The following is a 12434-nucleotide window of genomic DNA, read 5'->3' on the forward strand; positions in this document are numbered from 1 at the left end:
AACCTGCGAACATGAAAAATACCTGTCCATACAAGTTCGTCAAGAATGCATTGTGACAGTGGTCACTTGGACAGGCCTCACCAGAAAGGGTACACCTGTCCACCGAAACCTTGCAGGAATGCACTCAGGCAAAGTTCGCATGGACAGGTCTTTTTCGGGCAGTGATGCACGGCGGGAACTATTCGCTAAACCAAAAATCAACGTCCACGTTTATTAGCCCAGAATGCTCTTGCGAGGAGGATTGGCGTGGATGGTGAGGCAAAATTGCCCCATCGTCCACGCTTACCATCGTCAGAGTGTGGTGTGGTGCATTAAAGCGTGGACGTTGATTTTCGGTTTAGGAATGACTTGGCATAAAGATGCCATACGAGAGCCAAAGCCACAGCTGCTACGGCATTGCTACAAAGGGGAGCAGAAACGGTTATTGTTGGCCCAATCAATATTCTCTTATAAAGAAACAATCTGCAAGTGATTGATAATTCAATACTTGCAGATTTTGATAAGTGCCCGGGACGGGAATCGAACCCGTACAGCCCTTTCGGGCCACGGGATTTTCTTACCACTATGGCTTTCGCCACCTTGTTGTTTGTGGTCCGGACTATTCCTTCACCATAGACTATTGGTCATTAGGTGTGTCGTGTCTAGTCTCTGCACCTTCCGCTATGCGGCTTGGCTCAAGATTACCATCGGCATTACCCGTTAAGGCTTCCTTGAATTTACGACATTCTACATCTCTCCTTTCGGAAAGTGCACTCAAATGCGCTCTTTTCAACTTCAAAGAGCAGTCTAAGTCCCGCGTGTCTACCTATTCCACCACCTGGGCGTTAAGAAAAGAACTGAGTCTTAAAAAAAAACTCACTGCTTGAGTGAGTTCTTTTGGAGCGGAAAACGAGACTCGGACTCGCGACCCCAACCTTGGCAAGGTTGTGCTCTACCAACTGAGCTATTTCCGCATTGCTTGGGATTGCAAAGGTAAGAACATTTTTTACAATTCCAAAAAGTTTTCACTATTTTTTTATTTAATTTTCTTTTTATATCTTTGTGTGAAGTATCAATTATGATGCATACTTGTGGGACAACGCAAGTATATATTGAAATAAATTATAACTAATATATTAATTATTAAATTACTATGGCAGATATTTCTTCTAAGGTAAAGGAAATCATCGTTGACAAGCTCGACGTTGATCCAGCAGAAGTTACTCCTGAGGCAAGTTTCACAAAGGACCTCGGTGCAGACTCTCTTGACACTGTAGAACTCATTATGGATTTCGAGAAAGCATTTGACGTTAAGATTCCGGATGATGCAGCGGAGAAGATTGCAACTGTAGGTGACGCTATTTCCTATATCGAGTCCTTGAGCAAATAATTTCCTTTATTTGACATCAAATTATTCAGGGCGCTGATATTGATTCAGCGCTCTTTTTTTGTCCTGACATCAATAATACATCTTGCGCTTGTTCTCCATATCCAGTTTTACGAATATGGCCAGCAGTATGGTGAATGACCACATTGATGAGCCGCCGTAACTGAGGAATGGAAGAGGTATGCCAATGACAGGGAGAAGCCCCATTGTCATGCCCATATTTATGAAAACATGCATGAACAGGCAGCAGGCTACGCAATAGCCGTAAATCATTGCGAACTTTGAGTTCTGTCTTTCAGCCAGTATGATCAATCTGATGATCAAGGTCATATAAACAGCAATCAGGAAGAGCGAACCCAGAAAGCCCCATTCCTCTCCAACGGTGCAGAAGATGAAATCCGTGCTCTGTTCGGGCACGAAGTTGAACTTGGTCTGGGTACCGTTGAGGAAGCCTTTTCCAATCCATCCTCCTGAGCCTATGGCAATCTTTGACTGGAACACGTTGTAGCCTATTCCATGCAGGTCTTCCGTTATTCCCAGCAGATTCTCTATTCTTGCACGCTGATGGGCCTGAAGAACATTCTCAAATATGAAGTTTACGGAAAATATTATGATTATGGAACTCACCAGGGATATGGCAAGATACTTTACGAAATGCATTCTTTTCCTTAAGCAGTTGAGGTAAAGCCAGATGAAGGCAGGCATTATGAGCATGAGCGCCAGGATTTCAGGCTTGAATATGCCGAATATCAGATCCTGCTTTTCAAGGAGACCGCTGTCATTGGCGAGTGCCCGGGCATTCATATTCACATCTACCGAAGCAATGGCATCCGTTGCCGTGCTGCCTATTTTATTTATCCACCCCGATAGCGGTCTTATGACTGCCAGCAGGACGCAGATAAGAGCATTCGTCAGAAAGGCAATGGAAAGGTTCCTTGAAGCCAGAGCGAATATGAGCAGGTGAATGCCGAATGTGCAGATAATGGCTATCAGGGGCGAACAGACCATCGTAAGTACAAAGAGGAAGATTATTAGGAAGCCGAAGGACAGGAACCAGCCGCTGAGACCCTGGCGGAAGAGCATGAACACGAATCCTGCATAAACAAGAGCGGATCCGGTTTCTTTCTCCAGCACGATGGCTGCCATAGGTATGAGTATGATGCAGGCTACGGTGGCCGCATCATTCATATTGCCCAGATGGAAGTTGAATTTGCTCATTGTATATGCCAGCAGGAGCGATGTGCTTATCTTTGACAGTTCCGCCGGCTGGAATTTCATGGGACCTATCTCAAACCAGGATCTGGAACCGTTGACATCCCTACCAACGAATATCACCGCTATGAGCAGCAGAAGAATGAATGCGTACAAGACAGGAGCTACGGCTTCGTATGTGTTCGGATTTATGATATACAGTATGAGCACACCCAGTACCAGTGATGTGCACATCCAGATGAACTGCATTCCGTATTTCTGGCTTATGTCAAAGATGACCGGACTGTTGGGCTCTATTGCTGATGAATATATGTTGAGCCAGCCGAATACAACCAGAAAGAGGTATGCAAGCAGCAGTATCCAATCGGGCGAATGCTTTTTGTTCCGGTAGTATCCTGTGTTCATTGTCATCTGCGTTTTACAGGTACGTTAACTATGAGATTGGCTTCAAGGATATCCCTTTCCAGATTCTTGCGACTGACTTCTCCCCTAAGATATTTTTCAACCATCAGGGATGCAAGCGGAGCAGCCCAGGTTCCTCCAAAGCCTGCGTTTTCAAGATATACGGCAACGGCAATCTTAGGATTGTCCTTTGGGGCAAAACAGATGAAGACCGAATTGTCCTTTCCGTGCGGGTTCTGTGCGGTTCCGGTTTTTCCGCAGATGTCAAGTCCTTCCACCTCAGCCTTTCTTGCTGTGCCGCCCGCTCCCGGAGGGCTGTTCACCGCCCTGTACATTCCGTCAACGGCCACAGGGAACCAGGTGGTGTCAACAAGGGTGTAATGTCTTTGTGCGAATCGTCTCTCATCAATGGTTATGCTGTCGTTGAGTGCCTGGGCGTATTTTATCAGGTGAGGCGTGTAGAAATATCCTCTGTTTGCCATGATTGCGGCCAGATTCGCAAGGTGCAGAGGAGTTGTTCCAATTTCACCCTGTCCTATTGAAAGAGAGATTATGGATGTGGCGTTCCATCTGTTCTTCTTATGAATCCTGTCGTATGTACTTGTCTTTGGTAGGTTGCCGCCAAGTTCGGCTGGGATGTCGCTTCCCAGATTGTGACCGAAACCGAAACTCTCAACCATTGTGCGCCAGTGGTTGAAACTGTTGTAGATGTTCCTGCCGAACTTCTTGTTTTCAAGTATTGCCTTGAATGCGTAGCAGAAATAAGCATTGCAGGACATCATTATGGCGCTCCTGAAATCCAGCGGTGAAGGGTGTGCGTGACAGCCCAGTTTCTTTCCTGCGGCATAATGATAGCCCATGCTGCAAGGAAATCTCGTTTCAGGAACAATGACTCCGTCCTGGAGAGCTATCAGACCATTCACCAGCTTGAATACGGAGCCGGGAGGATATGCGCTCATTACAGCACGGTTGAACATTGGCTTGTAAGGGTCGTTTACAATTTCCCTGTAATATTTACCGATGTTGGCAAGTTTGTCAATGTCAATGCCGGGGCTTGACACTATTGCCAGTATTTCACCTGTTGAGGGTTCTATTGCTATTGCGCTGCCAACCTTGTTCTGCATGAGGGTTTCTCCATACTGCTGCAGATGAGCGTCAATGGTGGTGATAAGGTTCTCTCCGGCCACGGCTTTCTTGTCGTATGCACCGTTTGCGAAAGATGACCTGACTTTGTTATGGACATCTCTGAGGTATATGTTGTAGCCTTTCTTTCCACGCAGATGCTCCTCATATGCTTTTTCAAGACCTGTTGCACCAACATAGTCGCCCATCTTGTATTCAGGATGCTCCTTCAGGAACTCGGGGCTGACTTCCGAAACGTAACCCCAAAGGTTGGCGCCCGCATTGAGCATATATTCCCTTGAAGTTTTTGAAACAATGCTGAAGCCTGGGAAACGGTAGGCCTGCTCGGCATAAACTCCGTACTGCTCTGCGCTTATGTGCTTGAGGAATGTGAGTGACTGGAAGCCTATCTTTTTTCTGTCCTTCCTGTACCGGGCGAATTTTGCAACAACTTCATCTTTGTCAAGGTCAAATATCCTGCAGAGGGAAAGAGTGTCAAACTCGCTTACCTCCATAGGGGTCACCAGCAGGTCGTAGCTGTTCTTGTTTCCTACCAGAAGCTTCTTGTTCCTGTCAAAGATGGCACCTCTTACAGGATAGAGCATTGCATATTTATAGGCGTTGTTCTCTGCGGATATCTTGTATTCCTCATCAACTATCTGCAGGTTGAAAAGCTTGATGACCAGAATGAGCGCTGCAATCACCAGACCTATAATCAGTATCCTGCTTCTCCTTATGTCCTTGTCCTTATTCATTTAAACTGTTTTTCAAGAAGATACCGGACAATCAGTGCAAAGATTGAGTTCAGAACAACGTTCAGGACAAAGCGCAGGAATATAATGTCTGAACTGTATGAGAGTATGCTGTCGAGTCCAAGATAAACAAGGAAGAAAATGGAGTAGAATATCAGGTTTTCAAAGAAGCGGCCCTTCCCCTGCATGAATGCAAGGACTGGCTTCCTGAAGTATGCTATTGCTGTGTAAGCGGCTGCATTCAATCCTGTTACACCGTCTGAAAGTATGTCAACCGTGATGCCGCAGGCAAAGGCAATGAGCATATTAGGAACTGTTGGCAAGGAATAAGGAAGCATTGCCAGGGCTGCAGGCAGAATGGAAATGTATATCAGCGGTATGAATGTGAAGCAGCCGTTGAGCATGGCCTGGAAGGCTATGAGCAGAATGAAAATGATTATGTATCTGAAATTGTTCATAGCGTTAATCAACCTGTGAAACTTTTACAAGGAGAGAGTCTATCTCATCCATTCTGCTGTTCGATACAACCAGGGCGTAGTCAATACGGCTGAAATCCTGGAGCAGCTTGACTTCAACCTCCTTGTGTGAGCCGTCTTTCACATCCCACTTCTCCACTGTGCCTACAGGAATGTCTGCAGGGTAGAATGATGAAAAGCCGCTGGTATATACGGTATCCCCCTGTTCAAATGATATATGCTGAGGTATCTCGTACAGACAAGCCTTGAGAATGGACCCTCCGCTCCATTTCAGAGGACCGAAAGCTCCACTCTGGCCTATCTTTGCACTGAATGTCTGACTGCTGTTGAGAAATGAAAGGACGAACGAGCAGTTTTCGGATACGGCTCTCACAATTCCCACAACACCGCAAGGTGTTATCACTCCCATATTCTCCTTAATTCCGTCCTTGCTCCCTTTGTCAATTATTATATAATTATGAAGGGAACTCATTGAGTTCCTTATGATCTTTGCGCTTATGAAATTGAAGTTGTCCTGAAGGTGCTGCTGAATGAAAGTGGAGTCAAATGATGACATGTTCTCCATAAGACTGATTTTCTGTTCGAGCATTCTGGTGCGTTGCATCAGAGCTGCATTTTCACTTGCAAGCGAGTCATTGATTGAAGACAGGGCAAAATAGGAACCTATGTTGGATTTTGTAATCCAAAGTCCGGACTGCATCTGCCGTACCTTTCTGGGAATGACATAGCGCTGCATCACGCCATTGTTTGTAACCAGAATGACGCAGACAACTTCCAGGAGTGCAAATATCAGAAGCCTCCCCGCTTTTGAGAAGAATGGAGGAAGTGTATACATTCAATGAAATTAACGCATCAGGAAAGGATAGTCCGGGTTCTTGAGGGCTATGCTTGTTCCTCTTGCAACAGCCTTGAGCGGATTTTCAGCAACGTGGAACTGTATGTTGAACTTTTCCGTAAGTCTCTTGTCAAGACCTTTGAGCAATGCGCCACCGCCTGTAAGGAATATTCCCTTGTTCACGATGTCGGAATACAGTTCAGGAGGTGTCTGCTCAAGGACATTCAATATTGCAGCTTCGATTTTCTCTATTGATTTGTTTAGGCAGTGGGCAATCTCCTGACTGGTTACCGCAACTTCAATAGGACGTGAAGTCATAATGTTAGGGCCTTTCACAATATAAGGCTCAGGGATCTGGTCCAGATCGGCGGAAGCCGCACCAACGTTTATCTTGATCTGCTCGGCAGACCTTTCACCAATCTTGAGGTTGTGCTGCTGTCTCATATATTGCTGTATGTCTGTGGTGAACACGTCACCTGCAACTCTTATGCTGTCTGAGCATACAATACCTCCCAGTGAAATGACGGCAATCTCCGCAGTACCGCCACCGATGTCAACAATCATGTTGCCGAACGGCTGCATTACGTCTATGCCAATACCCAGGGCGGCCGCCATAGGTTCGAATATTATGTAAACTTCCTTGCTGCCTGCATGCTCAGAGGAGTCCCTTACAGCCCTCCTTTCAACCTCGGTGCTTCCTGAAGGAATGCATACAACCATCTTGAGGCTTGGAGTAAAGAGTCTTCGTTTGCTGTTTATCATTTTTACAAAACCTCTTATCATCTGCTCGGCTGCATCAAAGTCCGCTATCACACCGTCTTTGAGAGGTCGTACTGTTCTGATATTCTGATTGGTTTTCTCATACATCTGGCGGGCAGTCTCTCCAACAGCCATTATTCTTCCGGATTTCTGGTCAAAGGCCACAATGCTCGGCTCGTCAATAACTACCTTGTCGTTCATCAGGATGACCGTGTTGGCTGTACCCAGATCAACAGCAAGCTCCTGTGTCAAAAATGAAAATGCCATAAATTCTTCTTTTTGTAATTTCGCAAAATTAAGAAATAATTTGTTTATTTTTACGATATGGAACCGAGTATGAAAAAATATATAATAATAACGGCTGGCGGCTTTGGAAAACGTATGGGCTCGTCAATTGCAAAGCAATTTCTGGAACTGGGCGGCAAGGCCATACTGCATCTGACTTTGGAGCGTTTTGCAAAGGCTGTGCCTGATTCTGAGATACTTCTGGTACTGCCATCACAGTACAAGCAGCATTGGAAAGAGTATTGTCTGGAGCGGGATTTGAGAATAAGACATACTGTTGTAGATGGTGGTATCACCCGTTTCCATTCGGTTCAGAACGCTGTCAGAACCATAGCAGACAGCGGTCTGGTTGCTGTGCATGACGGAGTCAGGCCGTTCGTGCCTGCGGAGCTTGTTTCTGAGCTGTTTGCAAGGACTCAGCAACTGCTGGTACAGGGAACAGCAGCGGGAGTGGTGCCGGTAACGCCGGCAATTGAATCCATGCGTGAAATTGAAGACAATGGAAGCGGCGCAACCAGAGCCGTGGACAGAAGCAGATATATGTTTGTCCAGACCCCTCAGGTGTTCGGTTCCAGCAACTTGAAAAAAGCATACAGCCGGGCTTACAATCCACTGTTCACAGATGATGCGTCCGTTGTGGAAAATGCCGGCATGAAAGTGGAGGTGCTCCCGGGCAGCAGGTATAATATCAAGATCACTACACCCGAAGATATGCCGTTGGGAGAGTTCCTCCTAAATTATTTCTGACGTTTGTTCCTGGAACTGCTCTCGCTTTCAGTTTCACCGCCTACCCATACCTGCCTTTCAATGGCCTGATCAAGGGAAATCAAAGTCTCTGTGCTCTGAATGTAAGGTATGTGCTGGATTGTGTCAATAAGAATGCTCATGAGGTGGTCATTGTCCTTGCAGAACATCTTTACGAGCAAAGCATGCTTGCCTGTTACAAAATGACATTCAACAACCTCCGGGATTTTCTTCAGTGCAGTGATTACTTCAGGATAATGGCTTGATTCCGAGAGTGACACTTGAATGAAAGCGCACACGTTCAGTCCAAGGGTCTTTGGCTTGACAAGCAGTCTGGACCCTGTGATTATTCCAACGCTTTCCATTTTTTTCACGCGCTGGTGTATGGCTGCACCTGACACATTGCATTCCCTGGCTATTTCAAGGAAAGGCATTCTCGCGTTCTTTACCAGATAATAGAGGATTTTCTGGTCAATTTCGTCGATATTATACTTTGACATATATGGTTTTGTTTATTTTCCGGTTTTTCTTGCTCCTGAACTTTTAGCTGTCTTTGCTGCCTTGGCCGCCCTGAAACCTGATTTTCCTGAAGGAGTTGATGAACTTACAATCCTCTTGCAGTCCTCCAGGCTCATGGCCGAAGCATCAGTGCCTTTTTCTATCTTGTAGTTTCCCGCAGCGTAATCTTTCCCGTCAATGGCTGCGCCTGAGTATTTGATATACGGACCATAGCGTCCGTCAAGTATTTCAACGCCAATCTCCGGGAACTCCTTGATATGCTTGCGCTCTTCCTGCGTTTTGTGGTTCTCAATGGCTTCCACAGCCTGCTGCAAGGTTATGGTATAAGGGCTCATGCCTTTTGGTACGGACACGAAGCTGCTTCCATATTTGATGTACGGACCAAAGCGTCCGTTGGACACGCTTATCTTAGCCTCATTATACTCTCCAAGAGTTCTTGGAAGTGCAAAGAGCTTGAGCGCTTCCTCAAGTGTTATTGAGCCTATGAGCTGGCCGCTTGCAAGAGATGCGAACTGCTTTTCAGGGTCATCGTTCGCTCCTTTCTGAACCAACGGACCGAATTTGCCAAGTCTGGCAATGACAGGCTTGCCGCTCGCAGGGTCGGTGCCGAGTATTCTTTCCGAATGGGCTCTTTCAGTTTCGGCAATTGAATTTTCAACTTCCTTGTGGAAACCCTTGTAGAAACTGGAAATCATCTTGTTCCATACCAGTTTTCCGCATGCAACCTTGTCAAAGTCCTCCTCCACGCTTGCGGTGAAACCATAGTCAAGTATGTCCTTGAAATTGTTCTCCAGATAGTCGGTGACAAGCATTCCAATGTCCTGCGGGAAGAGCTTGTTCTTTTCCGCTCCATAGTTTTCAATGCCTTCCTCACGGCTTATATTGCCTGACTTGAGCGTGAACGAAACTATGTTGTGCTGCAGAGCAGGGCGGCTTTCTCTCTTTATGTAACCTCTCTGGGTTATGGTTGTGATGGTAGGAGCGTAGGTTGAAGGTCTTCCTATTCCCAGTTCCTCCATCTTCTTCACCAATGAAGCTTCTGAATATCTCTGAGGTTTCTGTGTGTATTTCTGTGCAACCGTAATCCTGACAGCGTTAAGCGGGTCACCTATGTTCATTGCTGGCAGAATCTGGTTCTCATCCTGTGCTGCGCTGTCATCATCGGTGCTTTCAAGATAAACCTTGAGGAAGCCCGGGAACAGAATCTGTTCACCTGTGCTTACGAATTTCTCTTCAATCTCAGGGGTGCCTATAGTCAAAGTGGTTTTCTCAACCTTTGCGTTGGACATCTGTGACGCCACGGCCCTTTTCCATATAAGTTCGTACAGCTTTTTCTCCTGCGCTGTTCCTTCAATGGTGGTGTTGGCTACGTAGGTAGGTCTTATTGCCTCGTGGGCTTCCTGCGCGCCCAGGCTCTTTGTCCTGAACTGCCTTGGCTTTGAGTACTCCGCACCCCAGGAAGATACTATGAGTTCCTTTATTGCATTTATCGCCAGTGAGGAAAGATTGGTTGAGTCAGTTCTCATATAGGTGATGAGTCCGCTTTCATAGAGCCTCTGGGCTATCATCATGGTCTGGGATACTGAAAAACCGAGTTTCCTGGATGCTTCCTGCTGCAGGAGGGAGGTTGTGAAAGGAGGGGCGGGGGATTTCTCCATTTCCCTGGTGTCACAGCCTTCGAGGGAGAAGTGTGCGTCCTTGCATCTTTCAAGGAAGGAAACGGCATCGTCCTCATTGGTGAACCTGCCTTCAGAGCTTGCGTTTATCTTTACGGAAGCCTTCTCCTTCAAAGGATGAAAGACCCCGGAAGCCTTGAAGTATGGCTCAGTCCTGAAATCCAGAATCTCCCTTTCTCTCTCCACAATAAGCTTGAGCGCAACGGACTGCACGCGGCCTGCAGAGAGCTTTGGAGCAACTTTTTTCCACAGCACCGGCGATAGTTCGAATCCAACAAGCCTGTCCAGCACCCTTCTGGCCTGCTGGGCGTTCACCAGATTCATATCTATCTCCCGAGGATTCTCAATTGCCTCGAGGATGGCGTGCTTTGTGATTTCATGGAATGCTATTCTCTTTGTGTTGTCCGCACTCAGACCAAGTGTCTGGAAAAGATGCCAGGAAATGGCTTCCCCCTCGCGGTCCTCATCGGATGCAAGCCATACGGTGCTTGCTTTCCGAGCCAGTTCCTTAAGTTCGCTTACGACTTTCTTCTTGTCTGCAGAAATCTCATAATCAGGTTCAAAGCCGTTCTCAATGTCAATTCCAAGTTTCTTTTTGGAAAGATCCCTTATATGTCCGAAGCTTGATTTTACAGTGTATCCTTTGCCAAGGAATTTTTCAATGGTCTTTGCTTTTGCAGGAGACTCAACAATTACTAAATTTTCACTCATACCTTCAATATCCACATTAATATTTAGTATTTTTGTGCAAATTTACTTGAATTTAGAGAATTATCAATAGTTCACGCATTTTTGCATTATAATTTGAAATGAAGCTAACTAATAGAAAATCAATAGTTAAATGGATTTGGGTAATAGTCTTTGCACCTATTGCTTTAATTTTTTTAGCCCTTCTTTTCGTGTCATTGTTCGGAAAAATACCATCTTTTGAGGAACTTGAGGACCCCAAAAGCAAGCTCGCAACCGAAATAATAGCGGATGACGGCACCGTGCTCACAACATTCCATATTGAGAACCGTTCATATACAACTTACGATGAACTCTCTCCTTATCTGCGAGATGCATTGGTGGCAACCGAGGATGCACGGTTCTACAGCCATAGCGGCATTGACGGCAAGAGCCTTGTGCGCGTTACCGTGAAATCATTGCTTATGGGCAACAGGGCAGGCGGTGGCGGCGGAAGCACAATCACCCAGCAGCTTGCAAAATCGCTGTTTCCAAGAGACAGCGTAAGGCACAGATTCCCGGGTGCAAAGTATTTCGTGCTTGCAGGCAGCAAGTTTAAGGAGTGGATCACCGCGGTGAAGCTTGAGCGCAACTATACAAAGGAGGAAATTCTGAGCATGTATCTCAACGCAGTGTTCTTTGGAAGCAATGCCTACGGAATCAAGGCGGCCAGCGAGACCTTCTTCGGAAAGCTTCCTGCAGATTTGAACATTGAGGAAAGCGCCCTGCTTGTGGGTATGGTGAACATGCCAACAAGGTACAATCCGGTCCGTAATCCTGAACTCTCGCTCGGCAGACGCAACCACGTGCTCAAACAGATGAATAAATACGGTTACATAAATGACGCTCAGTACGATTCAATAGTCCGGCTCCCGATCACTTTGAATTTCTGCCCAATGGACCACAACTCAGGTCTGGCTCCGCATTTCAGGGACATGATAAAGAGGACAATGAGCGCCTCAAAACCGAAACGCAACAATTACTATAATCCGCAGGACTATTCCGCAGATTCATTGCTTTGGGAGACAGACCCTCTTTACGGATGGCTCAACAAGAACCTGAAACCGGACGGCTCAAAGTACAATCTGGACAAGGACGGCCTGAAGATTTACACGCCTATAAATGCAAAGATGCAGGAGTATGCCCAGGAGGCTGTTGCGGAACATCTTTCAAGGTCCTTGCAGCCTGCCTTGAACAGGGAGCTGAAATGGAAGAAGAATCCTCCTTTTGACAACAGTGTTCCGGACGATGTTATAGACCGTATAATGAAGCTGGCGCGCCGCTGGTCCGACCGCTATATGGCAATGAAGTATACAGCGGAGAATGGCGGTGATGCAGGAATCCTTGAAGCGGAGAATGTACGCAAGGTGTTCTCAACACCTGTTTCAATGCGCGTGTTCTCCTGGAACAAGCAGGGATATGTAGATACCGTTATGACTCCGGATGACTCTATACGTTATTACAAATCGTTCCTTCGCGCCGCTCTTCTGGCTCTGGAACCTGAAACCGGTTATATAAAGGCGTATGTTGGAAGCGGAAACTACAGATATTTCAAATATG

10 protein-coding genes and 1 tRNA gene are annotated in these 12434 nt (G+C 46.4%); 3 read left to right on the forward strand and 8 right to left on the reverse strand.

The annotated features are described in order from the left end of the window. Positions 1-877 precede the first annotated feature (877 nt). Positions 878-953 (reverse strand) — tRNA-Gly (locus AC06L3_RS05230). A gap of 179 nt (positions 954-1132) precedes the next feature. Here AC06L3_RS05230 and AC06L3_RS05235 point away from each other — a divergent pair. Further along, positions 1133-1369: an acyl carrier protein gene (locus AC06L3_RS05235; RefSeq protein ID WP_475669570.1), complete on the forward strand. Its 237-nt coding sequence runs from the start codon at positions 1133-1135 to the stop codon at positions 1367-1369. 69 nt (positions 1370-1438) lie between these two features. Here the strand turns inward: AC06L3_RS05235 and rodA are convergent, their stop codons facing one another. The 5 genes from rodA to AC06L3_RS05260 are packed head-to-tail and all read right to left on the reverse strand — an operon-like array spanning position 1439 to position 7191. Beyond that, the gene (gene rodA / locus AC06L3_RS05240) at positions 1439-2989 is read right to left on the reverse strand and encodes a rod shape-determining protein RodA (RefSeq protein ID WP_475669571.1); all 1551 of its coding nucleotides are present in this window, start codon (positions 2987-2989) and stop codon (positions 1439-1441) included. After that, positions 2986-4857 carry a penicillin-binding transpeptidase domain-containing protein gene (locus AC06L3_RS05245; protein WP_475669572.1) on the reverse strand — a complete coding sequence of 624 codons (1872 nt, stop codon included), beginning with the start codon at positions 4855-4857 and terminating at the stop codon, positions 2986-2988. The genes rodA and AC06L3_RS05245 overlap by 4 nt, the downstream gene beginning before the upstream one ends. Next, complete coding sequence (locus AC06L3_RS05250) at positions 4854-5312, reverse strand: hypothetical protein (RefSeq protein ID WP_475669573.1); 459 nt, start codon at positions 5310-5312, stop codon at positions 4854-4856. The genes AC06L3_RS05245 and AC06L3_RS05250 overlap by 4 nt, the downstream gene beginning before the upstream one ends. A gap of 4 nt (positions 5313-5316) precedes the next feature. Then, the gene (mreC, locus tag AC06L3_RS05255) at positions 5317-6165 is read right to left on the reverse strand and encodes a rod shape-determining protein MreC (RefSeq protein WP_475669574.1); all 849 of its coding nucleotides are present in this window, start codon (positions 6163-6165) and stop codon (positions 5317-5319) included. Between the two features lie 9 nt (positions 6166-6174). Next, entirely contained in the window at positions 6175-7191 is a 1017-nt protein-coding gene (locus tag AC06L3_RS05260; protein WP_475669575.1) for a rod shape-determining protein, read from the reverse strand. 69 nt (positions 7192-7260) lie between these two features. On the opposite strand from AC06L3_RS05260, the gene AC06L3_RS05265 reads away from it, so the two are divergent. Then, positions 7261-7956: a 2-C-methyl-D-erythritol 4-phosphate cytidylyltransferase gene (locus AC06L3_RS05265; protein ID WP_475669576.1), complete on the forward strand. Its 696-nt coding sequence runs from the start codon at positions 7261-7263 to the stop codon at positions 7954-7956. Here AC06L3_RS05265 and AC06L3_RS05270 read toward each other — a convergent pair. Both AC06L3_RS05270 and topA read right to left on the reverse strand, forming a co-directional pair. Further along, positions 7947-8453, reverse strand: coding sequence for an Lrp/AsnC ligand binding domain-containing protein (locus AC06L3_RS05270; RefSeq protein ID WP_475669577.1), 507 nt, complete (start codon positions 8451-8453; stop codon positions 7947-7949). The genes AC06L3_RS05265 and AC06L3_RS05270 overlap by 10 nt on opposite strands. 12 nt (positions 8454-8465) lie before the next feature. Continuing rightward, positions 8466-10859, reverse strand: a complete 2394-nt coding sequence (topA, locus tag AC06L3_RS05275; protein WP_475669578.1) for a type I DNA topoisomerase — start codon at positions 10857-10859, stop codon at positions 8466-8468. Between the two features lie 98 nt (positions 10860-10957). Here topA and AC06L3_RS05280 point away from each other — a divergent pair. Then, positions 10958-12434, forward strand: a 1477-nt coding sequence (locus AC06L3_RS05280) for a transglycosylase domain-containing protein (RefSeq protein ID WP_475669579.1), incomplete at its 3' end; no start/stop codon positions are given.

This window comes from Candidatus Egerieousia sp. (genome assembly GCF_056211015.1).

What these genes read in the sequence shown, in the direction of transcription:
- AC06L3_RS05235 (WP_475669570.1), top strand. Translation starts at nt 1,133, where the DNA reads ATGGCAGATATTTCTTCTAAGGTAAAGGAAATCATCGTTGACAAGCTC.
- rodA (WP_475669571.1), bottom strand. Translation starts at nt 2,989, where the DNA reads ATGACAATGAACACAGGATACTACCGGAACAAAAAGCATTCGCCCGAT.
- AC06L3_RS05245 (WP_475669572.1), bottom strand. Translation starts at nt 4,857, where the DNA reads ATGAATAAGGACAAGGACATAAGGAGAAGCAGGATACTGATTATAGGT.
- AC06L3_RS05250 (WP_475669573.1), bottom strand. Translation starts at nt 5,312, where the DNA reads ATGAACAATTTCAGATACATAATCATTTTCATTCTGCTCATAGCCTTC.
- mreC (WP_475669574.1), bottom strand. Translation starts at nt 6,165, where the DNA reads ATGTATACACTTCCTCCATTCTTCTCAAAAGCGGGGAGGCTTCTGATA.
- AC06L3_RS05260 (WP_475669575.1), bottom strand. Translation starts at nt 7,191, where the DNA reads ATGGCATTTTCATTTTTGACACAGGAGCTTGCTGTTGATCTGGGTACA.
- AC06L3_RS05265 (WP_475669576.1), top strand. Translation starts at nt 7,261, where the DNA reads ATGAAAAAATATATAATAATAACGGCTGGCGGCTTTGGAAAACGTATG.
- AC06L3_RS05270 (WP_475669577.1), bottom strand. Translation starts at nt 8,453, where the DNA reads ATGTCAAAGTATAATATCGACGAAATTGACCAGAAAATCCTCTATTAT.
- topA (WP_475669578.1), bottom strand. Translation starts at nt 10,859, where the DNA reads ATGAGTGAAAATTTAGTAATTGTTGAGTCTCCTGCAAAAGCAAAGACC.